General features: G+C 59.6%; 19 protein-coding genes. 6 read left to right on the forward strand and 13 right to left on the reverse strand.

Features of this window, described 5'->3' with window-relative positions; all coding sequences use genetic code 11:
• Positions 1-21 precede the first annotated feature (21 nt).
• Positions 22-360, forward strand: coding sequence for a TetR/AcrR family transcriptional regulator (locus tag ABVQ20_RS19920; protein WP_354461201.1), 339 nt, complete (start codon positions 22-24; stop codon positions 358-360).
• 471 nt (positions 361-831) lie between these two features.
• On the opposite strand, the gene scpA is transcribed toward ABVQ20_RS19920, so the two are convergent.
• The 6 genes from scpA to ABVQ20_RS19950 form a co-directional block, all read right to left on the reverse strand.
• Positions 832-2,973 carry a methylmalonyl-CoA mutase gene (scpA, locus tag ABVQ20_RS19925; RefSeq protein WP_354461202.1) on the reverse strand — a complete coding sequence of 714 codons (2,142 nt, stop codon included), beginning with the start codon at positions 2,971-2,973 and terminating at the stop codon, positions 832-834.
• A gap of 2 nt (positions 2,974-2,975) precedes the next feature.
• The gene (locus ABVQ20_RS19930) at positions 2,976-4,373 is read right to left on the reverse strand and encodes an NAD(P)(+) transhydrogenase (Re/Si-specific) subunit beta (protein ID WP_354461203.1); all 1,398 of its coding nucleotides are present in this window, start codon (positions 4,371-4,373) and stop codon (positions 2,976-2,978) included.
• 1 nt (position 4,374) lies between these two features.
• A complete protein-coding gene (locus tag ABVQ20_RS19935; protein WP_413771455.1) occupies positions 4,375-4,797 on the reverse strand; it encodes an NAD(P) transhydrogenase subunit alpha part 2 in 423 nt (140 codons plus the stop codon).
• Positions 4,797-6,095, reverse strand: a complete 1,299-nt coding sequence (locus ABVQ20_RS19940; protein WP_354461204.1) for a Re/Si-specific NAD(P)(+) transhydrogenase subunit alpha — start codon at positions 6,093-6,095, stop codon at positions 4,797-4,799. Before ABVQ20_RS19940 ends, ABVQ20_RS19935 begins: the two co-directional genes overlap by 1 nt.
• Positions 6,096-6,236: 141 nt before the next feature.
• Positions 6,237-8,240, reverse strand: coding sequence for an acetyl-CoA carboxylase biotin carboxylase subunit (locus ABVQ20_RS19945; RefSeq protein WP_354461205.1), 2,004 nt, complete (start codon positions 8,238-8,240; stop codon positions 6,237-6,239).
• 224 nt (positions 8,241-8,464) lie between these two features.
• A complete protein-coding gene (locus ABVQ20_RS19950; RefSeq protein ID WP_354461206.1) occupies positions 8,465-9,997 on the reverse strand; it encodes an acyl-CoA carboxylase subunit beta in 1,533 nt (510 codons plus the stop codon).
• 206 nt (positions 9,998-10,203) lie between these two features.
• Here ABVQ20_RS19950 and ABVQ20_RS19955 point away from each other — a divergent pair, with 206 nt between their 5' ends.
• A complete protein-coding gene (locus ABVQ20_RS19955; RefSeq protein WP_354461207.1) occupies positions 10,204-11,616 on the forward strand; it encodes a helix-turn-helix domain-containing protein in 1,413 nt (470 codons plus the stop codon).
• A gap of 446 nt (positions 11,617-12,062) precedes the next feature.
• Here the strand turns inward: ABVQ20_RS19955 and ABVQ20_RS19960 are convergent, their stop codons facing one another.
• The 7 genes from ABVQ20_RS19960 to ABVQ20_RS19990 form a co-directional block, all read right to left on the reverse strand.
• Positions 12,063-12,362, reverse strand: a complete 300-nt coding sequence (locus ABVQ20_RS19960) for a putative quinol monooxygenase (RefSeq protein ID WP_354461208.1) — start codon at positions 12,360-12,362, stop codon at positions 12,063-12,065.
• Between the two features lie 199 nt (positions 12,363-12,561).
• Positions 12,562-13,959, reverse strand: a complete 1,398-nt coding sequence (locus tag ABVQ20_RS19965; protein ID WP_354461209.1) for an amidase family protein — start codon at positions 13,957-13,959, stop codon at positions 12,562-12,564.
• 583 nt (positions 13,960-14,542) lie between these two features.
• Positions 14,543-15,742, reverse strand: coding sequence for a sugar ABC transporter permease (locus ABVQ20_RS19970; protein WP_354461210.1), 1,200 nt, complete (start codon positions 15,740-15,742; stop codon positions 14,543-14,545).
• A gap of 19 nt (positions 15,743-15,761) precedes the next feature.
• Complete coding sequence (locus ABVQ20_RS19975; protein WP_354461211.1) at positions 15,762-17,321, reverse strand: sugar ABC transporter ATP-binding protein; 1,560 nt, start codon at positions 17,319-17,321, stop codon at positions 15,762-15,764.
• Between the two features lie 18 nt (positions 17,322-17,339).
• Positions 17,340-18,416 (reverse strand): sugar ABC transporter substrate-binding protein, encoded by a 1,077-nt coding sequence (locus ABVQ20_RS19980; RefSeq protein WP_354461212.1) that lies wholly within the window; start codon positions 18,414-18,416, stop codon positions 17,340-17,342.
• 149 nt (positions 18,417-18,565) lie between these two features.
• The gene (locus tag ABVQ20_RS19985) at positions 18,566-19,768 is read right to left on the reverse strand and encodes an acyl-CoA dehydrogenase family protein (protein WP_354461213.1); all 1,203 of its coding nucleotides are present in this window, start codon (positions 19,766-19,768) and stop codon (positions 18,566-18,568) included.
• Positions 19,769-19,862: 94 nt separating this feature from the next.
• Positions 19,863-20,504, reverse strand: a complete 642-nt coding sequence (locus tag ABVQ20_RS19990) for a TetR family transcriptional regulator (protein ID WP_354461214.1) — start codon at positions 20,502-20,504, stop codon at positions 19,863-19,865.
• A 158-nt stretch (positions 20,505-20,662) separates the two neighbouring features.
• Here ABVQ20_RS19990 and ABVQ20_RS19995 point away from each other — a divergent pair, with 158 nt between their 5' ends.
• The 4 genes from ABVQ20_RS19995 (at position 20,663) to ABVQ20_RS20010 (ending at position 24,131) form a co-directional block, all read left to right on the forward strand.
• Entirely contained in the window at positions 20,663-21,877 is a 1,215-nt protein-coding gene (locus ABVQ20_RS19995) for an acyl-CoA dehydrogenase family protein (RefSeq protein ID WP_354461215.1), read from the forward strand.
• Between the two features lie 63 nt (positions 21,878-21,940).
• Positions 21,941-22,480, forward strand: coding sequence for a flavin reductase family protein (locus ABVQ20_RS20000; protein ID WP_354461216.1), 540 nt, complete (start codon positions 21,941-21,943; stop codon positions 22,478-22,480).
• 71 nt (positions 22,481-22,551) lie between these two features.
• The gene (locus tag ABVQ20_RS20005) at positions 22,552-22,797 is read left to right on the forward strand and encodes a hypothetical protein (protein WP_354461217.1); all 246 of its coding nucleotides are present in this window, start codon (positions 22,552-22,554) and stop codon (positions 22,795-22,797) included.
• Between the two features lie 140 nt (positions 22,798-22,937).
• Positions 22,938-24,131, forward strand: coding sequence for a M24 family metallopeptidase (locus ABVQ20_RS20010; protein WP_354461218.1), 1,194 nt, complete (start codon positions 22,938-22,940; stop codon positions 24,129-24,131).
• Positions 24,132-24,133: the final 2 nt, after the last annotated feature.

Here is a 24,133-nt window from a genome sequence, read left to right on the forward strand (position 1 = left end):
ACAACGCGACCTGACTTCTAAATGACGTTCCCGATCGATGATCAACGCTTGCAGTTAAGGAAGATGACGCTCATGCCATCGACGGGCCAACCGAAGACTTACCTCTCTGCCAACCGCGAAAAGCAAATCGTGGAAAAAGCTATTGAATATTTCTCCGAGAATGGATTCTCGGCTAGCACGCGTGAAATTGCTAAGCATACCGGGGTGACGCAGTCTTTACTTTACCGATACTTTAAGACAAAAGGCGATATTGTTGATCGCGCATTCAATGACGTATTCTTAACGCGCTGGAAGGGCGAGTGGCAGGTGGAGCTACAAAATCGTGCCGCACCTTTCGTGAACGGCTCAGGTTCTATTTGAAAGACTATTGCGATAGCATTCTCCACCGAGAGTGGATTAGTATATTTCTTTTAGGCGTCCTGAACGACCCGTCCATCAACAGGCTACATTTTGATGCTTCAGGAACGGACATTCCCGATTATATTGAATGAATTTCACCATTCCATTGGCGTAGCCAATACGGATGAAGAAAATAGACAGCTCGATAGCGAGATCTTGTGGTCGTTTCACTCAAGCTTCTTTTATTTTGGCGTTAGTAAGTATGTTTATCAACTGCCTGTTCCCGACGACATCAATTCTCTCGTGGACGCTAAGTAGACGCATTTCTAGACGGAGCAGCCAAAGAATTCATAGAACGGCGTACGAATAAAGGCATCAAGCCAGTGCCCCTTACGCACCGCAAAATTACAGACGATTTTGTTGATCATTGAATTGCTCCTCTACACGTTTTTCCGCCTCGATGCGGACAGTGACCAGGCGATCACTATTTGATCAGATGTTGCGCCTCTTGCCTTCCATGAGATCCAAGACCGCGCGCGCAGCTTCGAGAACATTGGTGCCGGGGCCAAAAACAGCAGCGATCCCGTGGTTAAGCAGGAACTCGTAGTCTTTGCGTGGCACGACGCCGCCGACTACGACGATGATCTCGTCGGCTCCACGCATCTTGAGCGCCTCGACGAGTTGTGGCGCGAGCGTCTTGTGCCCCGCCGCGAGCGACGACATCCCGACGACATGCACCTTGGATTTGACGGCAAGGTCGGCGGCTTCGTCCGGTGTCTGGAACAAGGCGCCGGCGATCACCTCGAAACCGATGTCCCCGAACGCCGACGCAATGACCTTGGCGCCCCGGTCATGCCCGTCCTGTCCAAGCTTTGCCACCATGATGCGCGGCTTCTCGCCGAGTGAGCCAGTCAGCGCTACGAGACGCGCAACCAGCGTCTCGTATTCAGGCTCGCCGGCATAGGCCTGGCCATAGATCTCGCGCACGACCTTGGGCGTCGCCACATGTTCGCCGAAGGCCCGGCGCAGGGCGTCGGAGATCTCTCCGACGGTGGCTCGTGCTCGGGCACCCTCAATTGCTACTTCCAGGATATTGCCCTTGCCGCTGGCCGCGGTCCGTTCCAATACGGCAAGGGCTGCGGCAACGCTCTTGGGATTGCGTTGACGCTTTATCTTTTCAATCCGATCGACCTGCGCTTCGCGCACTGCCTTGTTGTCGATGTCGAAGATGTTGATTTGATCCTCATTCTCGAGGCGATACTTGTTCACGCCGACGATCACCTCGGCGCCGCGATCGATAGCCGCTTGCCTGCGCGTTGCCGCTTCTTCGATCAAGCGCTTTGGCAATCCCTCGATGACAGCCTTGGTCATACCGCCCCTCGCCTCGACCTCCTCGATCAACGTCCAGGCTGCATCCGCGAGTTCCTTGGTGAGGCTCTCGACATAGTAGGACCCGGCGAGCGGATCGACGACCTTCGTCACTGCGGTCTCGTGCTGGAGGATCAGTTGTGTGTTGCGCGCGATGCGGGCCGAGAACTCGGTCGGCAGCGCGATCGCCTCGTCGAAGGAGTTCGTATGCAGGCTTTGCGTGCCGCCCAGCACAGCACTCATGGCCTCATAGGCGGTGCGCACTATGTTGTTGTAGGGATCCTGCTCCTGCAGCGACACGCCAGATGTCTGGCAGTGCGTGCGCAGGATGAGCGAGGAGGATTTCTTCGGCTGAAACTCCTCCATGATGCGGGTCCACAAAAGGCGTGCAGCGCGGAGCTTGGCTGCCTCCATGAAAAAGTTCATACCGATTGCGAAAAAGAAGGACAGCCGCCCGGCGAAATCGTCTACGTCGAGCCCCTTTTTCAGCGCTGCCCGGACGTATTCGCGTCCGTCAGCCAGCGTGAAAGCCAACTCTTGTACCAGCGTCGCCCCCGCCTCCTGCATGTGGTAGCCGGAGATCGAGATCGAGTTGAACTTTGGCATCTCCCTCGAAGTATATTCGATGATGTCGGCGACGATCCGCATCGAGGGTTCTGGCGGGTAAATATAGGTGTTGCGGACCATGAACTCCTTGAGAATGTCGTTTTGAATGGTCCCTGAAAGAAGGGCCCGCGGCACGCCTTGCTCTTCGCCGGCAACGATGAAGCTGGCGAGAATTGGGATCACAGCGCCATTCATGGTCATAGACACCGAAATCTGGTCTAGCGGGATGCCGTCGAACAGGATTTTCATATCCTCGACGGAATCGATCGCGACGCCGGCCTTGCCGACATCGCCTTCGACACGGGGATGACTGCTGTCATAGCCACGATGGGTGGCAAGGTCGAAGGCCACTGACACGCCCTGCTGGCCGGCGGCAAGCCCCTTGCGATAGAAGGCGTTAGAGGCTTCGGCGGTCGAAAAGCCTGCATATTGCCGAATGGTCCAGGGACGGCCGGCATACATGGTAGCTCGCGGCCCGCGCAAGAACGGCTTCTCGCCGGGAAGGCTGCCAAGATAGTCGTTACCCTCCAGATCGTTAGCGGTATAAAGAGGCTTGATGTCAATGCCCTCTGGCGTGTGCCAAATTCTGCCTTCTATCTCACCTCGCAGTTCGGACCGCGCGAGCTGCTCCCACCCAGCAATTTGCTCTTCGTATTTCATGATCAGTGATCCATGGCCTTGACGATTTCTTCCGTCATCTTCTTGGCGTCGCCGAGCAGCATCATGGTGCCGTCCTTGTAGAACAGCGTGTTGTCGATGCCGGCATAACCGGAGCCAAGCGAGCGCTTGACGAACAGGCAGGTGCGCGCCTTGTCGACGTCGAGGATCGGCATGCCGTAGATGGGTGAGCTCTTGTCATCTCGCGCGGACGGGTTGGTGACGTCGTTGGCGCCGATGACATAGGCGACATCGGCCTGCGCGAACTCGGAGTTGATATCCTCGAGCTCGAACACCTCGTCATAGGGCACATTGGCTTCGGCGAGCAGCACATTCATATGGCCTGGCATGCGGCCAGCGACCGGATGGATCGCATATTTCACTTCGACGCCATTGGCCTTGAGCTTGTCGGCCAGTTCGCGCAGCGCGTGCTGTGCCTGGGCCACCGCCATGCCGTAGCCCGGCACGATGATGACCTTCTGCGCGTTCATCATCAGGTAGGCGGCGTCATCAGCGGAACCCTGCTTGACCGTGCGCTCGATGCCGTCGTCGACAGCCGCGGCCGTCTCGCCGCCGAAGCCGCCAAGGATGACCGAGATGAAGGAGCGGTTCATGCCCTTGCACATGATGTAGGACAGGATCGCGCCGGACGAACCGACCAGCGCGCCGGTGATGATCAGCGCCAGGTTGCCGAGCGTGAAGCCGAGTGCCGCCGCCGCCCAGCCGGAATAGGAGTTGAGCATCGACACGACGACCGGCATGTCGGCGCCGCCGATCGGGATGATCAGCAGCACGCCGAGCGCCAGCGAGGCGATGACGATCAGCCAGAACACCGCATAGCTCTGCGTGGTGACGAGCAGCACGATCAGCACGATCAGCGCGATACCCAGTGCGGCGTTGATGAAATGGCGGCCGCCGATCATGATCGGCTTGCCGGACATGCGCCCGTCAAGCTTGAGGAAGGCGATGACCGAGCCGGTGAAGGTGATAGCGCCGATGGCGACGCCGAGGCTCATTTCGACCAGCGCCTGGGCATGAATGGCGCCCACTTCGCCAATGCCGAAGCTGGTCGGCGCATAGATGGCGGCAGCCGCCACCATGACGGCGGCAAGGCCGACGAGTGAATGGAAGGCAGCGACCAGTTGCGGCATCGAGGTCATGGCGATGCGCCGCGCGGTGACCGCGCCGACCGAGCCGCCGATGGCCAGGCCAACCACGATCAGGCCGAGACCTCCCAGCGAAGGGGTCGCCAGCGCCAGCGTCGTGGCAATGGCGATGGCCATGCCGATCATGCCGTACATGTTGCCCTGGCGGCTGGTGGTTGGATGCGAAAGGCCGCGCAGCGCCATGATGAACAGGACGCCGGAAACCAGATAGAGGAAGGAGGCTAAGTTGGCGTTCACGTCACTTGTCCTTCTTCTTGTACATCGCCAGCATGCGCTGGGTGACGAGGAAGCCGCCGAAGATGTTGACGGACACCAGCATCAGCGCAACGAAGCCGAAGCCGGTGGCAATGCCGGACGCCGAGATGCCGACCGCGAGCAGCGCGCCGACGACGATCACGGAGGAAATGGCGTTGGTGACGGCCATCAGCGGCGTGTGCAGGGCCGGCGTGACCGACCAGACGACATAGTAGCCGACGAAGATCGCCAGGATAAAAATGGCGAAGCGGAAGACGAAGGGATCGATGGCACCGCCCGACAGCGCATGCGCGGCATCACCGGCCGCCTCGGTGCCGGGCGTATTCGCCAAATTGTGGACCGCGAGCCTGACGGCGGCACTTGCCTGGTCGAGCTGGTCGAGGGCTTTCTGCAGGGTCTGATCCATCACGCAATCCCCTTGGGCTTGGACGAGGTCGACTTGGGCGCGGCCGATTTGGGCGCGGCAGGTTTCTTGGTCGCTGCCTTCTTCGCAGCGGCAGGCTGGAGCGAAGCGTCGGCAACCATCGTCTTGGCCGGGATCGCGGCCGGCTCGATATGCGGCTGCTCCGCCGCCTTGGCAAAGGCGGGATGCACCACCTTGCCGCCGTCGGTCAGCATCGTCGCCTTGACCAGTTCGTCATCACGATTGATGGCGAGCGCTTTCGTTGTCTTGTCGACCAGCGTTTCGACGAAGGTGAAAAGGTTCTTGGCGTAGAGCAGCGAGGCCGACGCCGCGACGCGGCCGGGCACGTTGAGATGGCCGACGATCTTCACATTGTTGGCCGTGGTGACCACCTGCCCCGGCACCGCGCCCTCGACATTGCCGCCGCGCTCGACCGCGAGGTCGACGATCACCGAGCCCGGCTTCATCGAGGCGACCATCACCGCCGAGACCAGCTTCGGCGCGGGACGGCCGGGGATCAGCGCCGTGGTGATGACGATATCCTGCTTGGCGATGTGCTCGGCGGTGAGTGCCGCCTGCTTGGCCTGGTACTCCTTGGACATTTCCTTGGCGTAGCCACCGGCCGTCTCGGCCGCCTTGAACTCATCGTCCTCGACGGCCAGGAATTTGGCGCCGAGCGAGGCGACCTGTTCCTTGGCGGCGGGACGAACGTCGGTGGCGGTGACGACCGCGCCGAGGCGGCGCGCGGTAGCGATCGCCTGCAGGCCGGCAACGCCGACGCCCATGATGAAGACCTTCGCGGCCGGGACCGTGCCCGCCGCCGTCATCATCATCGGCAGCGCCCGGTCATATTCCGAGGCGCCGTCGATCACCGCCTGATAGCCGGCAAGGTTGGCCTGGCTGGACAGCACGTCCATCGATTGCGCCCGGGTGATGCGCGGCATGAACTCCATCGAGAAGGCGGTGACACCGGCCTTGGCGAGAGCCGCGACGGCGGCGTCATTGCCATAGGGATCCATGATGGCGATGACCGCCGCGCCGGATTTGTAGCCCTTCAGCTCGGCATCCGTTGGCCGGCGCACTTTCAGCACCACGTCGGCCTTGGCGACATCGGCGGCCTTGCCGATTGTGGCTCCCGCCTTGGCGAAATCCTCATCGGGAATGCGCGACCTTGTGCCGGCCCCGGTTTCAACAATCACGTCGAAGCCCAAGCCAGTCAGCCGCTTCACCGTATCCGGTGAGGCCGCAACGCGGGGTTCGTTCGCATCGAGTTCACGAGGAATGAAAATTAGGGAACTCATAGCCGGTCCTTGTCTTCGAACAGTTCCGAGACCCCAAAAGGATAGAAAGAACTATCAAGGAGGCCGCAGTTGGCGGTCAAAGCTTGCGACAGTTCATTGTTCTTATGTAGCCTGCCGACCGAGTGCGAATGCGCTGCCACCTCACTCGAACTCCATGATGAGTTCATCAACCGCGAGGCTGACGCCGGCCTTCGCCGCGATCGCCTTCACCACCGCCCGGCGCTCGGCACGCAGCACGTTTTCCATCTTCATCGCTTCCACGGTCGCAAGGGTCTGCCCGGCCTCGACCGTGTCGCCTACCTGGACCGCCAGGGAGGTGATGACGCCCGGCATGGGGCAGCGCAACATCTTCGACGTGTCCGGCGGCAGCTTAGCTGGCATCAGCCGCGCAAGTTCGGCAACGCGCGGCGAGCGTACGAATGCGGTGACGTCGATACCCCGCCAGCGCAGCCGCAGTCCGGAGCCCTTGAGCGACACGGTCACAGCCGCGGGCTGGCCGTCGACGACGAAGATCGCATGGCCGGCACCCGGCAGCCAATCGCTGGAGATCGAGAGGTTCGGCCCGTCGGCAAAGGCGACGATGTCGCCGGCTTCATCCTCGGCAATGGCGAGCGCGAAGTCACGATTGGCCACCATCACCACCCAGTCCTTGCCGACACTGCGCGAGTAGTGGGCAAGCGCGCCCGAGATCCGCGCCGCCCGGCGCTCGATTCTCACATTGATGAAAGCGGCGACGACGGCCAGCATACGCGCGTGGGCATCGTCCGGTTCGACGCCGGAAAAACCGCCCGGGAATTCTTCGGCAATGTAGGCCGTGGTGAGCCGCCCCTCCCGAAAACGCGGCTGTGCCATCACCGCCGACAGAAACGGAAGGTTGTGACCGATGCCTTCCACTTCGAAATCGTCGAGCGCGCAGCTCATTGCGTCGATTGCCGAGATGCGGTCCGGCGCCCAGGTGCAGAGCTTGGCGATCATCGGGTCGTAGTACATCGAAATCTCGCCGCCCTCGAAGACCCCGGTATCGTTGCGGACGATCGTGCCATCCTCGCGTCGTCCCTCGATAGGAGGGCGGTAGCGCGTCAAGCGTCCCATGGAGGGTAGGAAGTTGCGATAAGGGTCCTCGGCATAGAGCCTGCTTTCGATCGCCCAGCCCTTCAATTTCACTTCGTCCTGGGTAAAGCGCAGCTTTTCACCGGCGGCGATCTGTATCATCTCCTCGACAAGGTCGAGGCCGGTCACCAGCTCGGTCACCGGATGCTCAACCTGGAGACGCGTGTTCATCTCGAGGAAATAGAAGTTTCTTTGTCCGTCCACGATGAATTCGACCGTGCCGGCTGAGAAGTAGCCGACCTCGCGCGCCAATGCGACGGCCTGCTCGCCCATGGCCTTGCGGGTGGCCGGATCTAGGAAAGACGAGGGCGCCTCCTCGATGACCTTCTGGTTGCGCCGCTGGATCGAGCATTCGCGTTCGCCCAGATAGACGATGTTGCCGTGCTGGTCGCCCAGCACCTGGATCTCGATGTGGCGCGGCTCCATGACGAATTTTTCGATGAAAATGCGGTCGTCGCCGAAGGAAGACTTCGCCTCGTTTCGCGAGGACTGGAAGCCTTCGCGCGCCCCGGCCTCGTTCCAGGCGATGCGCATGCCCTTGCCGCCGCCGCCTGCGGAGGCCTTGATCATCACCGGGTAGCCGATCGACGCGGCGATGCGCACGGCCTCGTCCGCATCCTCGATCAGATCCATGTGGCCGGGCACGGTGGAAACACCTGCCGACGCAGCGATGCGCTTGGAGGTGATCTTGTCGCCCATCGCCTCGATGGCCGCCACGGGCGGACCGATAAAAGTTACGCCTGCATCCTTGAGCGCGTCGGCGAAATGGGCGTTCTCGGACAGAAAACCGTAGCCGGGATGCACCGCGTCGGCGCCCGTGGCGCGAACCGCATCGAGCATCTTGCCGATGACGATATAAGACTGCGAGGATGGCGGCGGTCCGATATGCACGGCCTCATCGGCCATCTTCACATGCAGCGCGTCGCGGTCGACGTCGGAATAGACGGCTACGGTGGCGATGCCGAGCTTCTTCGCTGTCTTGATCACCCGGCAGGCGATCTCGCCCCGGTTTGCGATGAGGATTTTCTTGAACATGGCTTCCTACCGCTCGACTATGAACCGTCCGATTGCGTCTCGCGTCCATTTCATGGACGCCTGCTTCAGGGTGGCCGGGACATCGACCACGCACAGGCACCAATCCAACTCGCCATGCCGCTCAAGCCATTCAATCTGACTGGCCCCCCCAAGGTGGCCGGCAAGCTGTCGTGGCGTGGAACAGGTCACTTCGCCGATGCGGATCTCTGAGCACATGGAAAGCCTCACAGCGGCATCGTGTCGTGCTTTTTCCAGCGCGGCTCGATGCTCTTGCCACGAAGCGCGGCAAAGGCGCGGGCGATGCGCCGACGCGAGGAATGTGGCATGATCACCTCGTCGATAAAGCCCCGCTCGGCGGCCACGAACGGATTGGCGAAACGCTTCTCGTATTCCTGCGTCCGCGAGGCGATCTTGGCCGCGTCGCCCAGTTCGGAGCGATAGAGGATTTCGGTCGCGCCCTTGGCGCCCATAACGGCAATCTCGGCCGTCGGCCACGCGTAGTTGACGTCCGCGCCGATATGCTTCGAGGCCATGACGTCATAGGCGCCCCCATAAGCCTTTCGCGTGATCAGCGTCACCATCGGCACTGTCGCTTGGCTGTATGCAAACAGGAGCTTGGCGCCGTGCTTGATGACCCCGCCATATTCCTGGGCTGTGCCGGGCAGGAAGCCGGGCACGTCGACCAGCGTTAGCAGCGGGATATTGAAAGCATCGCAAAAGCGAACGAAACGTGCAGCCTTGCGGCTGGAATCGATATCGAGGCATCCGGCCAGAACCATCGGCTGGTTGGCGACGACTCCCACCGTCTGACCCTCGACGCGCAGGAAACCTGTGATGATGTTCCCGGCGTAGGCCTGCTGAATCTCAAAAAAATCGCCTTCATCGGCGATGGCGAGGATCAGCTCCTTCATCTCGTAGGGCTTGTTGGCACTGTCAGGCACCAGCGTGTCCAGCCGCATGTCGATGCGCGCAGAATTATCGTGGAACGGCCTGACTGGCGGCTTCTCACGATTGCTTAGCGGCAGGAAGTCAAACAACCGTCGAATCGCCTCCAGCGCCTCGACATCGTTCTCGAACGCGCCGTCAGCCACGGAGGATTTTTGCGTATGCGTGCTCGCGCCGCCCAGTTCCTCGGCGCTCACGATCTCGTTGGTCACTGTCTTCACCACATCCGGGCCAGTGACGAACATGTAGGATGTGTCTCGAACCATGAAGATGAAATCGGTCATCGCGGGCGAATAGACCGCGCCGCCGGCGCAAGGCCCCATGATCACTGATATCTGCGGCACCACGCCCGAGGCATCCACGTTGCGCTTGAAGACGTCTGCGTAGCCGGCCAGCGAATCCACGCCTTCCTGGATGCGCGCGCCGCCGGAATCGTTGAGGCCGATGACGGGCGCGCCGTTCCTGACCGCCATGTCCATGATCTTGCAGATCTTGCGGGCATGGGTCTCCGAGAGCGAACCGCCGAGCACCGTGAAGTCCTGACTGAAGACATAGACCATGCGGCCGTTGATGGTGCCCCAGCCGGTCACCACACCGTCGCCTGCGATCCTCTGGCTCGCCATCCCGAACTCGGTCGCGCGGTGGGTGACATACATGTCGTACTCCTCGAAGGAACCCTCGTCGAGAAGCACTTCGAGGCGTTCGCGCGCTGTCAGCTTGCCTTTGATATGCTGGGCGTCAATGCGTTTTTGCCCGCCGCCCAGCCGTGCCTCGAGCCGGCGCGATTCGAGCTGTTCCAGCACAGCCCGCATCAGCGGCCTGCCTTTGTATTGAACGCGGCGCGGCTAGCGACGATGAGCAGCGCCGCCCGCTCAAGCACTGTGCAAAAAGTCATGAATTGTTCCTCGTCTGCAAAATCGCAACTGGATTTAGCTCGCCCGAAATCGGAAGAAAACGCTTGAAAAGGTAGAACTGTGGATTATACAAATGTGCAAACTGCAAAATGTGAAATTGCGATATGGCGCCGCCGAAACTTTATCTAGGCCGAAAGGTCCGCGCACTTCGCGAGGCGCGTAAGGCCACTCAAGCTGCGTTCGCGGAGCGTCTTGGTATATCAACAAGCTATCTGAACCAGATTGAGAACAACCAGCGGCCTGTCTCGGCGGCTGTCCTGCTAGGGCTAGCTGAGAAGTTCCAAATCGATATTGCTGGGATGTCGCTGGGAGATGACGACCGGCTGCTCTCCGCCCTGTCGGAGGCACTAGTCGACCCGATCTTCGAAAACTATTCGGCAAATCTGCAAGAACTTAAGTTGGTCGCGCAGAATGCCCCTGGATTAGCCCGGGCGCTGATCTCCTGCCATCAAGCCTATCGCCGCAACAGTGAGCAGTTGGCAAGCTTGAACAACACGTTGGGCAGCAGCGTATCGACAGCCGAGCCGACACCCTATGAGGAAGTCCGCGACTTTTTCCATTTCGTCGACAACTATGTCCACCGGCTCGATATTGCGGCCGAAAAAATAGCTGCAGAAATCGGCATTGGCGAGCGGGAAACTGGCTCGGCGCTTGGGGATCGCCTTGAGAGCCGTCATGCGGTGCGGATAGCGCGCGCAGATGCAAAAGATGACGCTATCCGCCGGTTCGATCGCAAGTCAAAGCTGCTCCTGCTCAACCCCTACTTGCCGTCGGCCACTCGTCATTTTCAGCTCGCATTCCAGATCGGAGTGCTGGAGCTGAACGACGAAATCACAGAGATTGTGCAGGCAGCAAACTTCCATTCAACGGAAGCGTCTGAGATATGCAAAATAGGACTCTACAACTACTTTGCCGGCGCCTTACTTCTTCCCTACCAGGCGTTTCTGGCTGAAGCCAAGGCATTGCGTCACGACATTGGATTGCTTGCTACGCAATTTGGTGCCAGCCTTGAGCAAGTCGCTCATCGCTTGTCGACCCTGCAAAGGCCTGGGTTTAAGGGAGTGCCGGTGTTCTTCGCTCGCATTGACCGAGCGGGCAACATCACAAAGCGTCATAGTGCAGCCAAGTTACAGTTCGCCCGCTTTGGCGGCGCGTGCCCGCTATGGAATGTGCATCAGGCATTTGAGGCACCTGGTCGGCTCATTCGGCAACTCGCCGAAACACCAGATGGCATTCGCTACCTATCGGTTGCAACTGAAGTGATCAAAAGCAATGGCGGCTATCGGTCGACCCCACGCCGGTACGCTATTGCGCTCGGCTGCGAGATTTCTTACGCGGGCGATTTTGTTTACGCAGACGGTCTGGACCTGACCAGTGGGGCAGCGTTTGATCCCATCGGAACCTCCTGTCGCGTTTGTGAACGACGCAACTGCGATCAACGTGCGATTCCGCCCTTGAAAACCAAGCTTACCGTGGACCATCACGTCAGGTCAGCTTTGCCATATACAATTTGCTGACCACTACTACTGTGAAGAAGCCTGCGTCCGCTGCCATAAGGGCGGATTACCCCTTGTACGCCCAGCATGCCCCGCTACCATGCATGCGGTAGCCGCCAAAGGTGTTTACCGTTGCGGCTTCAGGCCAACGCTGGCCATTACCGACACGCCGCCCGCACCCGGAATTGGTTCGACCGGGCTATGTCTCACCATCAACGACCGCCCCTCCGGCCCTTTCTGTAGTACGCGCGGCATTATGATCCGCCTGCCGGGGCCCATTCGAGCCTCACGGCTACCCGCCTTGCCCTTCGCATTGGCTGGCACATACATACGACCGTTGCCGACAATGTGCTTGCTGGGCTTTGGGGCAAGCCGACCGTCAATTGCGCGTATAACGCGCTCTCGATGGTCGAAGCCGAAGACCTGGTGAGCGGATACAGAATGGGCAATGGCCGTAGCCGAGGGGCTCAGGCCGCCCCGCCGTCGACTTTGCGTAGCGGAATCACCTCGGCGCTTTCGACCAGATCCGATATCTCGGTAAGAACCGCCGTGATGTGCGGAGCGGCTGCGTGCTTGTCCAAATGCTCGCGGCTTTCCCATTCTTCGGTCCAAACGAAGCGGCGTGGCTGGTCAAGGTCGCGGTTGAGCTGGTAGCTGATGCAGCCTTCTTCCTCAAGAGTGCTCGCGATCACGCCGCGAAACAGGATTTCGAGTTTTTCTTCTGCGCCGGGCTTAGCGAGAAAGATGGCGACAACGGGGGTCGTCATAAGCAGCTCCATAACGATTGCTATTAGTTGCGGGGAAAGTCGAAGATGGCAAACCGCGCATCGCCAGGCGACACGCAGTGCGAGCTACAAGAGCTCGCGGTGTTGACGGTCAAGATCTACCTGTCTCTCCAACGACTGCATTTGCACGTCTTCGCCAAGCGCCGATTGGGGCGTGAAATCGGAAGCGCTCGTTATCGTCCTACTCGTAATTTGCCGGATCGATCGCCGCAGATGGCGTGCCGCCGGCCTCGATTGCCTCGCCGGCGGCAAGGCATAAATCCTCACGGAAGCGACCGGCCACAAGTTGCACGCCTACCGGGATGCGCCCTACCAGGCCTGTGGAAACCACTAGCCCGGGAAGTCCCATGAGGGGGATGGCAACCTGTGGCAACTGGGCATGCCATACCTGCGCGAAGGACACCTCGTCCTTGAGGTCAAGCTGATCGGGGAAAGGCAGTTGGCCCGATGCCGGCATCAGCAATACTGGATATTTGTCAAGGAAGGCGAACCACTCGCGCGTCAGTGCATCGCGCCGGGCCAACGCCCTTGAGAGATCGAATGGATGCACCCTGGCGCCAATGCCGCGCAAACAAGCCAGCGCGCCTGGGTCGCCCTCGCGCTCGGCCATTTCGAGCTGAACCTCGTAGCCGTCGCCGAGCCAGAGCTTGGTCAGAATATCGGCTGGCTCGCGCATCGCTGGCGTATCATCGACCTCCTCCACGACCCACCCTGCGTGTTGCAGCCGCTTGGCGGCATCAACCACCGCGGCGACCACCTCGGGCACGGGGTTGAGGCCATCAGGGTTAAGGCACATTGCAACCCGCTTCGGCCTCGGCGGCCCTTCGAGCGGCACCGGCGCGTACCACGGGTCGCGAGCATCGGGCGCCGACATCGCCGCCAGCGAAATGCGCAGATCGTTGATGGTGCGTGCCAGCGGACCGGAGACCGCCGCGAGCTGCCCACCAATCGGGCGCTCCAGCCAGCCCGGGTTAAAACTCGGAACACGGCCCAGACTCGGCCGCAAACCATGTACGCCGCAGGCGTAGGCGGGATAGCGGATCGAACCGGCGATGTCAGTGCCGTGCGCGATGTGGCCGATTCCGGCTGCGACCGCCGCACCCGCACCGCCGGAGGAGCCGCCCGGGGTGATGCCAGGATCGCGAGGGTTCCTAGTGTCGCCGTGGATGAGGTTGGTGGTAAACCAGCGATAGGAAACGGCCGGGCAGTTGGTGCGACCGAGCAAAACGGCGCCAGCTTTACGCAGGTTGGAGACCACGGGGTTGTCGGCCCTGGCTATGTTGTCGCGCTTCAGCCTCATGCCGTCAGTGGTGGCAAAACCTTGCTGATCGACTCCGATCTTGATTGTGACGGGCACGCCGGCAAGCGGCCCCAGTTCATCGCCGCGTGCAATCGCCGCGTCGATCGATGCCGCCTGTGCCAGCACGTCCTCGGGCCGGTGATCGACTACCGCGTTGATCTTCGGATTAACCGCCTCCAGCCGGGCGAGCCCCGCCTCCGCAGCCTCCTTTGCGGAAATCTTCTTTGATTTGATATTGCCGGCTAGTTCAGTGGCCGACAGACGCCAAAGATCGTCCATGAAATACTCCGTGCGTCGGCCTAGAAGCTCTCGAAGTCGCGAGCGACGTTCGAATTATGGGGAGGCAGCACTCGGCGTAGTGCCACACTCCTGTCAGCAGGCGCTCGCCCCGGCCAAACGATCGAGCCTGGGTCCCCCTTGAGGCGCATCGACTGCAGTACGCGTCGGGCCTCTTTGGTCCTAGCTGACGTTGCACCATTGGCGACATGTAAGTCGGCGATTAACATTGCTCCTGCGGACCATATTCGGCGCCTCCACCAGCGCGTGCCGCCGTTTACGATTGGGCGGCCGTCGCTGTCGTGATATATCCTAAGTTCGATAACAGACGCGTACCAAACAGCGTCACCGTCGACTCTCATCCCTGCTGGCTTGTTGTGAAGGACAAGCATTCCGTCAGGCCCCTGTTCGATTTCCCCCCACGTGGGAGGCGTACGAATCTCAATCGGCCCATAGCAGACGGTGCGCCAGTCCCATCGAAGCGCGCGTCGCACGGCATGTATGCAGTTGCGAACGCTGCTCGCGGCGTAGCCGAAGGCAAAAGCAGCAGCCGCGGCAGGCAGCAGCAGAGTTGCCATGATCCTTTTCAAGGTCGTGAGAATAGCTTCCCCCCACGCTTGGACAGAACATCGATGTAGACAGCGAGCATGAGAACAATCCCGCTTGTGATGTTCTGATAGGCCGTTGGCACATTCAGCAACGAAAGACCATTTGCTAGGCTTTGCATTAGCAATGCGCCCAACAAGACTCCAGACACGGTGCCAGTGCCGCCATAAAGACTTGCTCCGCCGATGACAACGGCCGCGATCGCGTTCAGTTCTAGGAACAGACCCGATTCTGGCGGCGCCGAGCCTAATCGTCCGACGAGCATCAGTGTCGCGACAGAGGTCAACACTCCGATGAGGACGAATGAAATCATCAGATGCATGGTGATCGGTATGCCCGCCGACCTGGCAGCATCGCGATTGCCGCCAACCGCATATACGTGACGTCCCCAAACGGTGTTGGCCAGCATCCACGATATCACCGCCGCCGTGGCCAACGTGATCGCCACCGGCATGGGCAAGCCGCGATAAGAGAGCGTTGCCCAGCCAAGTAGGACGACACTGGCGAAACCCAGGCCAGCTCGAACCAGTGTACGACGACGTTGGCTGTCCTCTCCGAGTTTGCGCAGCGGCCAGAGCGATATGATGGCGGCTACCGCGATGAAAGCCCAGAGCGCAGGTCCCGTGACGAACGCTTCGCCGAAAAAGCGAATGTCGTCGGAGACCCCAGTGATCGTGCGCCCTCCTGACAGCGCAAGCGCCAAGCCGCGAAACAGCATCAAGCCACCTAGTGTTGCCACGAACGATGGAAGACCGAAGCGAGCAACCCAGGTGCCGTTCCATAGGCCGACAAGGATGCCCATTCCGAGCGCTGCCGCGATCGTTCCCCACACGCCCACCACCCCGCTTACCTCGATCATGGCGACAACGGTAACGCAAAGGCTCAGGAATGATCCCACCGAGAGGTCGATTTCCCCCTGTACGACCACTACGAGCATTCCGATGGCAACCATGGCAGTCATGGCGGTCTGCCGCATGAGATTGGTCAAATTCCGGTCGCTGACAAATACGCCATCTGTCAGGATGGAAAACACGATCCAGACGATTGCAATTGCCAGGAGCAATCCCGCGGCCGAGCGCAAAACGGAAATGATGGAGTTTGCCCGGGTCGGCGGCGCGGGCCGCGCTTCTGAAGAAGCCACAGCAATCGCGTTGCTCTTCGAGTCAGCTATCGTTGTCATTGCGGTCCCATCGTTGAGTTCATTGTAGCCCCCCCGCCAATGCAAGCAATTCGTGACGGTTCGTGTCTTTCGATTTCATTAGTGCTACTTGCTTCCCATCGCGTAGCACCAAAACCCGGTCGGAAAGTTGTAGCGCCTCTGATTCTTCCATTGTCGCGTACAGCACGGCCGTTCCTGTGGATGCGAGCTTACGCACCAGCCGATACACGTCTTGCTTCGCGCCCAAGTCGATCCCGCGCGTGGGCTCATCGAGCAAGACCAGACGTGGTTCGTTAATGAGGGCTCGCGCCAACAGGACCTTTTGCTGGTTACCACCACTGAGGGCTGCAATCGGCTGATCCGGTCCTTGCGTGCGAATGGCTAAATCGCGGATCAGCGATCTGCAGAGGTCGGCGCATCTTGCAGGGTCAACAATGGGGCCCTTCCAACGTGGAGGCCCGCGATGCCATCCCAACATCATGTTTTCCAACACTGAAAGATGTGGGACGACACCATCACGCTGACGCTCAGCGGAAACATAGGCGATGCCGGCCAGGATCGATTCGCGTGGACTTCGTGGCCGGAACCGGCTGCCGGCCAATTCGATCGAGCCGCTTGTCAATTCCGGCATGAATCCGTACAGCGATTGCAGGAGCTCAGACTTCCCTGCCCCTAGGGGCCCGTAGACTGCAACAATCTCGCTCGCTGCGACGTCGATATCGATCGGGCCCACGTCTCGCGGAGATTCTAACGACCGCGAGAGGCTCCATCCGTTGAGCCTTGCCATCGTTTCGCGCCCCTCCGAAGGCGCGCTTTGAGCCCCCGAAACGACATTGTCCCGACCGCTGCCGAGCATGGCCCGCACGATCGCCCCATGGTCGAGACCCGACTTTGGCGTATCCAACGCGACATGGCCATCGCGGAGCACGACAACACGGTCACAGACCCGCAAGATTTCATCAGTGCGATGAGAGATAAAGATAATGCCCGCGCCCTGAGCGGCAAGCTCGCGCATTCGCTGGAGAAGCACTGTGATTTCACCAGCTCCGAGCGCCGACGTCGATTCGTCGAAAACGAACACTCGACTGCCACTCGCAATCGCACGAGCAATCTCCACCTGCTCCATCAGAGCGACCCCGCCCTGCCCGGCGAGCGGCGTTCGCGTATCAATTGCCAACCCAAGCCTGCGCAATGCGGCGTCTGCTTGCGCGTGCAACCCCTTCCAATCAATGATGCCGAGACGAGATGGCTCGATCGCGAGCATCACGTTCTCACCGATAGTCAGTTGAGAAACAACGGAGCCTTCCTGGTGAACGAGAGCAACACCAGCACGATGCGCATCCCTGGAGTCGGCGAATGACGCCAACTTGCCGCTACATACGACGGTCCCGCGGTAAGATCCGTGCGGGATCTCGCCGACAATAACTTTTGCCAGCGTGCTTTTGCCGGCACCATTTGCTCCCATCAGGCCAACAACCTCTCCGGCCGAGACGTTGAAGCTTACGCCATCAAGGGCGCGATTGGCCCCGAACTCGACGGTAATACCGTCGAGTTCCAGCAATTCGCCGGCATTGTGCCCGCTCAAGGTGGCTGATGCCACGAACGCTTCCACTTGCATTCACCCTGCCTTGAGGCCGATATCTTCCGGTTTTAGCCAATCTGTCAGTTTGAGGAATTCAGGCAAAGTCTCTTTGTTCACAACCCGCGACTGAATCCGCATTCCTGGAATTTTATGGCCGTCCACATCGAGAGTCTCGTTGGTTTTCGGCGTCTCCCCTCGGGTGAGCGCCAACGCCGCCTCCGCGGCTACGCGTCCCATTTGGATGAGGTCTGTCCAAGCACTCATCGCCATGTCACCCCTGACGATCGCACGAGCACCTTCGGGCCATACATCCTCGCCGCAGAGCCAGACTTTGCCGTTCAATCCCTGCTCCGTCAGGGCCTGGAGCGCGCCCAGCGCCAGCCCTTCCTCGTTGGAGACGATGGCTTGAATATTGTTGTTGTTTTGCGTCAACGCATCCTCGATTTGCTTAAGAGCCGATTCTTGACGCCAATTATCGTGCCATTGATGAGACACGATTTTGATCTCTCCAGAATCTATGTATGGCTTGAGAACCCTCAGCGCTCCCTCCGTCTTTTGACGCGCCACATCTATGCCCTCAGGGCCGCTGACGATGGCCCAATTGCCTTTTTTTGCTTCCTTTAGGGCCTGCTTCGCTTGAATTTCCCCGACAAGATAATTGTCACGCGCCGCCCAGTAGTCGATGGCCGGAGAGGGGATGACATAGTTGTATGAGATGATTGGAATGTTCGCCTCACGCTTGACGCGCTCGACGATCTTCTTGCCAGCCTCGACGTTCACGGGAATGATTACAAGCACCTTGATGCCTTGAGACAGCATGGCGTCGATCTGAGTGTCTTGGGTCGCGACGTCTTCATTCGCGCCTTGGATTATGTATTGAAGTCCCAGCTCATCGGCGCGCGCCTGGAAATAGTGGCGGTCATGAGGCCAGCGGAAGGCGTCAAAGCTGGGGAAGCTGAACCCAACCAACGGACCGGTCGCGGCGCGCGCCGAAAAGCCACCCGCGCCCAAGGTTGCGGTGGCAGCGCCAAACGCCGCCGCGGATTTCATGAACTCGCGGCGCGAGACGCCACCTTCGACAAATAGTTTGGTCAGGGCACGTAAGTCACGCATGAAAACCTCCCAAGAGCGCTGGCTGCGGAAAATCCGAAAAAGGTAGGCGACCGTTGACGTCAGTTACCACTGCCTGACGATCGATTTATATAGAACATACCATCTAAAAAAAAATGTCAAGCATCCGTCACAAAAAATGATTTTTTTGCTTACAGCGACGGATTTGAGAGCGGCAGCCTCAGGCGGGCGCGACCATGTTCGGTCGCGTTGAGTTCCCAATTCATTGCGGCGTGGCGCGAGGCGACAGCAATGTCCCGGTAGAGTCGGGCGATCAGATTGGTCGCATAGGCGCCGCGCGCACCGATGAGATCCCATACCGTCTCGGCTGCGCGGCGCGCGAGCTGTCCGGCATATGCTGAGTTGCAGCGATAGTTCGACCGCTCCAGTGGCGTCGGAGCATAATCTGTGGAGGCAAACTCCATGATCTCCCGGCAATCGGCCCGGATGAGCATCTCGGCGGCTTGCAGCGAAGCCGAAACCTCCGCGACCCGAACCTGATGTGTGGCATAGCTCGCTGTCTCCTCGCTGCTCATAAGCGCCCTGCGACTGCGTGACTGCACAAGGAAGCTCTCGAACATCGCTTCGGTCATGCCAATCAGCGCGGCGGCAAGCAAAATGCCGCTGACCATGTAGACAGGCGGGCGGAAAACCGCGCCGCGATTGATCGCTTTCCCGGGAAAGTCGCCGCCCTTCAGATGTTTGATCGATAAGCTGAGATGTTCTGGTACGAACAGCTTTTCGACCCGCACGTCGTGGCTCCCCGAGCCATGCAGGCCGATGGGGTGCCACGTATCGAGTATCGTGACCGAGCGAGTCGGAACGAGGAAATAACGCTCCTCGTCCGGAGCCGCATCCTGCTCCACCATTCCGGAGAGCAAGCACCAGTCGGACGGCTGTACGCCGCTGACGAAGGGCCATTCGCCGGTCAGTTTGTAACCACCCTCAACCTGCTGGGCCCTGCCGAGACGCGGGATAAGTATGCCGCTCACGAGGTTATTCGGATCGCTCCAGACCTCCTCCTGCGCCTGCACCGGCCATCGGGCGATCATGTAGTTGTGAAAGATGTACTGGGCCAGGCACCAGGCAGTCGAAGGGCAGCCGCTGGCGATCGGGATCATCATATCCACGAAGTTCTCAAGCGAGCCCTCCGCACCACCAAAATGCTCCGGCTGAAGCAGCCGCGGCAACCCCAAGCGGCGAAGGTCCTGGCAGGTCTCATCAGGCAGGCAGCGATTTCGCTCGGCTTCTTCTGACCGCTCCTTCAGCGTCGCGATAAGGCTGCGGGCGCTACTGATCAGGGCTTGGCTCTGCACGCGCTTCCCCTTGAAGTCTTGGGGGTAGATGACTGACAACCGTCACGCTCCGTTTTAATATATGGGTCTCTTGACTTTGACGCTATGGAACATTTCAAAGCCACGAAAATGTGGTGGCAATCGTATGAGCCGGTCATCTGACTAGCAGCGCCCGCGATGACGCCGGCATCACCTCAAGGGCCACGCCGATATCCTGACTTAGCAGGTCCAGCAGCAACCGACGACAGCGCTCGGGTGGCATGTCCTGCGGATCGGCAACCATAAGCGCGTACATCCCGACGGTGGCACTGACGAATTTCACCGCGATGTCCTCGGGGGTGCGAATGGGATGGAACTCGCGATCTTCGATACCTGCCTCGATCAGCCGTGCGACGATCTCCGCATAAAGCCGGTGGACCTTCTGCACCTCTGCCTGCAGCACCCGGTCGAACGGCATTCGGCCGAGCAGGCCGAGCCAGAACCGCCATTCTGGGATTCCCGGGGGCGACAGCTGGCTGACGAAGTCGACAAGGACGATCAGCCGGTCCACCACGGTGCCTCGTCGGTGCTCGATCTTGCCGAGGGCTTTGACGTACTGGAGAATGGCGTCATTGATCGCGTCCAGTGTCAAGGCGCGCTTGTTGCTGAAATAGTGGGTGACGACACCGGAAGAAATGCCAGCCACATCGCTCACCTCTCTAATGGTGAGATCGCGCCAACCCTGGGTCGACAGGATGTGAATGACCGCATCCATCACCTGCCGCCGGCGGATCGCTTCCATTCCGAGTTTTGGCATCTCAACTCCATATCGAATGTCAATTCTATATAAGCGTATCTGCCTGGCTCTGCAATCAGAAGCTTTTTTACGGAACCGGCGCAAACTGATTAGGGCTTGCATGAAAGTTTTATGTAACGTATGTTCTAAAAAAAATCGCATTAAACCGGAGAACCACCTTGAGAACCCAAACCGCGCTCAGCCACGAAGAAATGTCGGCCATTGAATGTGTGGGAACACCCGAAGAACTCGTGGAGCGGGCCCGCGGGCTTGCGCCTGCCCTGCGTGAGCGAGCGGTGGAAACTGAGGCGCTGCGCCAGCCCCCGGAAGCGACCCGCCAGGACATCCAGCGAACCGGGATCCACCGGCTCTTCCAGCCCGCTCGCTTTGGCGGAGCCGACGCGCCGTTTCGCGCGGCAGTTGACGTTATGACCGCTCTCGGGCAGGCCTGTGGATCGACCGCCTGGGCGGTGGTGCAGAACATTTCTCACAATTCCATGATGTGTCGTTGGCCGCTGGAGGCGCAGGAAGACGTCTGGAGGAGCAATCCAGCTGCATTGCTATCCGGGATCCTCATTCCGAACATCGGACGAGCACGCCGTGTGGACGGTGGCTATGTGCTATCGGGCCGTTGGCCCTTTGTTAGCGGCGTGAGTCTTGCCGACTGGGCGCTGTTCACCGCCTTCACGCCCGGACCGGATGGCCAGGAAGAAGACCGGCACTTCCTCGTGCCGAAGGGCGACTATCAGATTCTCGATACTTGGTATGCCATGGGCCTGAAAGGCTCCGCTAGCCACGACGTTTCGTTGGACGAAGTATTCGTACCGGAGCACCGCACGACAACTATCGACAACATGCGCGCGCGCGAAGCACGTTATCCCGGTGAGCCGATCAATTTGCGTGCTCCCCTTTATTGTATGTTCGGAGTCTTCATCGGGAGCACCGCCCTAGGAATCGCAGAGGGGGCGGTTCAAACATATCTAGAGCAGGTACGGGGCCGAATCTCGCGCGCCTCGTCACGGGCGGTCACTGATTTCAGCACCCAACATGTGAAGGTCGCCGAGGCACTCGCCAACTTAAAAGCAGCGCGTCTTCTTATCTACGGCGCCTGCGATCAAATGACGGAGATTCTCGAGTCGGGCCGTCTGCCCACTGACGAGGAGCGCGCGCGTTGCCGGGCCGAAGCGACCTTTGCCGGCCAGCTCTCAACCCGCGCGGTTAACATCGTTTGGGATGCTGCGGGTGGAGGGGCGATCTATGACCGTAATCCGCTCTCACGCTATTTCTGCGACATGAGCGCTGCGAACCGGCACATCACCCAAAACTGGGATGTGAGCGCAATAACACATGGCCGCGTTGTACTCGGTCTGCCGATCGACAACCCGACACTTTAACAGCCCACGGCGGGCGCCGTGTTGACGGCGCCCATTATACCCTTTCCGAAGGTAGCGTCCGCCATGACATCTTCTGCAATATCACCAGCCATTATTCGCCCCGACCTCCTACGCGACCAATTCGTGGCCGCGATGAGCCGTGTGCCGCTGAGCGTGGCTGTGGTCGTCGCGGGCGCCCCCGAACACCGGTTGGCGCTCACCGTGGGTACATTCATCTCGGTTTCAGCGGATCCCCCGATGGTGCTGGTTTCAGTGAAGGCGAGCAGTCCCCTTTGCAAGGCGGTGTCCACACATCGCCGCTACGTGATCAACGTGCTCTCGGCCGAGCAGGTGGAACATTCCGAACGCTTTTCGGGGAGACCACGGACTGGGCGGCCCTACGATCTTACTGCGGCCCGCTGGACAGGTGTACCCGGTGAGCCGCTACGCTATCTGGAAGGCGTAGTGGCAGCGTTCGACTGCGAACTTGTTGAGGCGCAGCCCATCGCCTCGCACGTGCTATTAATCGGACGGGTTGACGAGATCATATTGGGTGCCGAACGGCCCCTCGTATATTGGTCGCGCTCTTACGGGATACCGTCGCCGCTAAGCGGTGCCGTGTGAGAACATGACGATGGACCAATGCAGCACTGAAGCGACCAGCGCTCAGGCAGAGAGCTATTGGCTGAACGACCATGAAGACGGCATCGACATTCCTGCAGATCCTGGCACTCAGCGCCTGTTTTACAGCGCAGGTGCATGGCACGTTCACAATGCCGGGCGTCAGGCAGGCGCTGAGGACCATTGACTGCTTGAGCGACCAGAACGCGTTGCCGGTCACCGCTTCCATTGACTGCCTCAACGATTTGCGCGGCCTGTTGGATGGCAAGGTGCTGGTGACGGCACTCCTGTCGGTGTTGGGACGACGAAGAGCACTTTGAGAATCACCGGCACCCTGGCTGCAGTATCCCCGTCCGAGGGCAACGGGCTTCGAAAGACCGCACCTACGCGGCTTGCTAAAAATTCATGACGGCCGAACGGGCCAGTAAGAATCGAAGTAGTAACAATAGGGAACTAGCCAGTGAATGCTTCAACCTTCCCCCAACGATCCTTGCCATTTGATGAAGCGCGTTTAGACCGGCTTCTGGATGAGGCCGGAATCGACATCTTGATGGTAACTTCCAAGCACAACGTACAATATCTTCTTGGCGGGTATCGCTTTTTCTTTTTCGACTATATGGATGCGGTTGGTGAGAGCCGCTACTTGCCAGTGCTTGTCTATCAAAAAGGTAGGCCCGAAAATTCCGCATACTTCGGCGCCGCTCTTGAGATTTTCGAGAAGAACCTGGGAAAATTCTGGCCGCCGGCGGTCGAGACTACAACGTGGAGCAGCACAGACGCGGTTCGACTCGCAGTTGAGCACATCAAAAAGATTGGTGGGTCGTCTTCAACCGTCGGAGTAGAAAAGTCCTTTCTGCCCCTGGATGGTGGCCAAGTGTTTCAGGACAGCTTAACAGGTTGCCGCATCGCGGATGCAAACTTTGTGCTTGAGAGACTACGCCTCATCAAGAGTACTGAGGAGCTCAACCTGCTGAGAGAGGCCTCTGAGGGGGTTGTACAGTCGATGGCAGCCGCGTTTGAGTATGCAGCTCCCGGAATGACCAAGAACGATCTGGTCGAAAAGCTGCGGCGCGAGGAAGTCAATCGTGGTCTGAAGTTCGAGTATTGTCTCATCACAGCGGGTCGAGACCTCAATCGGGCGCCGTCTGAACAGAAGTTGCAAGCTGGTGACGTCATATCGCTGGACTCGGCCGGCAATTATCACGGCTATATTGGTGACCTCTGTCGCATGGGAATTCTCGGCGAACCTGATGCTGAATTGGTCGACCTACTTGGTGTGATCGACCACATCCAATCCGAGGCGCGCAAGCCGATCAAGGCGGGAGCGCGAGGCGGCGAGATCTTTACTGTCGCAAATGAGATCGTCAACAAGTCACAGCATAAGCCTTACATGGAATTTCTGGCGCACGGCATGGGGCTGGTCAGCCACGAAGGTCCGCGCCTGACGAGCACCGGGCCTGTGCCTTACCACGGCTATGACGAGGATCGCCCTCTGGAGTCCGGAATGGTGATCTCAATCGAAACAGCGATTAAGCATCCCACAAGAGGCTACATCAAACTTGAAGACACCGTCGCGGTGACGGCATCGGGCTCCGAGGGATTCGGCGATCAGTTTCGTGGATGGAACCGCGCCAACACTCAGGGCAGAAGGTAATG

Source organism: Mesorhizobium shangrilense (assembly GCF_040537815.1).
GTDB classification, from domain to species: domain Bacteria; phylum Pseudomonadota; class Alphaproteobacteria; order Rhizobiales; family Rhizobiaceae; genus Mesorhizobium; species Mesorhizobium shangrilense.

Bases quoted from the DNA above. Each gene is read 5' to 3' on its own strand.
- ABVQ20_RS20000 (WP_354461216.1), top strand. From the start codon at position 21,941: ATGACATCTTCTGCAATATCACCAGCCATTATTCGCCCCGACCTCCTA.
- ABVQ20_RS19960 (WP_354461208.1), bottom strand. From the start codon at position 12,362: ATGACGACCCCCGTTGTCGCCATCTTTCTCGCTAAGCCCGGCGCAGAA.
- ABVQ20_RS19965 (WP_354461209.1), bottom strand. From the start codon at position 13,959: ATGGACGATCTTTGGCGTCTGTCGGCCACTGAACTAGCCGGCAATATC.
- ABVQ20_RS20005 (WP_354461217.1), top strand. From the start codon at position 22,552: ATGAAGACGGCATCGACATTCCTGCAGATCCTGGCACTCAGCGCCTGT.
- ABVQ20_RS19940 (WP_354461204.1), bottom strand. From the start codon at position 6,095: ATGAGTTCCCTAATTTTCATTCCTCGTGAACTCGATGCGAACGAACCC.
- ABVQ20_RS19980 (WP_354461212.1), bottom strand. From the start codon at position 18,416: ATGCGTGACTTACGTGCCCTGACCAAACTATTTGTCGAAGGTGGCGTC.
- ABVQ20_RS19935 (WP_413771455.1), bottom strand. From the start codon at position 4,797: ATGGATCAGACCCTGCAGAAAGCCCTCGACCAGCTCGACCAGGCAAGT.
- ABVQ20_RS19920 (WP_354461201.1), top strand. From the start codon at position 22: ATGACGTTCCCGATCGATGATCAACGCTTGCAGTTAAGGAAGATGACG.
- ABVQ20_RS19990 (WP_354461214.1), bottom strand. From the start codon at position 20,504: ATGCCAAAACTCGGAATGGAAGCGATCCGCCGGCGGCAGGTGATGGAT.
- ABVQ20_RS19970 (WP_354461210.1), bottom strand. From the start codon at position 15,742: ATGACAACGATAGCTGACTCGAAGAGCAACGCGATTGCTGTGGCTTCT.
- ABVQ20_RS19950 (WP_354461206.1), bottom strand. From the start codon at position 9,997: ATGCGGGCTGTGCTGGAACAGCTCGAATCGCGCCGGCTCGAGGCACGG.
- ABVQ20_RS19955 (WP_354461207.1), top strand. From the start codon at position 10,204: ATGGCGCCGCCGAAACTTTATCTAGGCCGAAAGGTCCGCGCACTTCGC.
- scpA (WP_354461202.1), bottom strand. From the start codon at position 2,973: ATGAAATACGAAGAGCAAATTGCTGGGTGGGAGCAGCTCGCGCGGTCC.
- ABVQ20_RS19945 (WP_354461205.1), bottom strand. From the start codon at position 8,240: ATGTTCAAGAAAATCCTCATCGCAAACCGGGGCGAGATCGCCTGCCGG.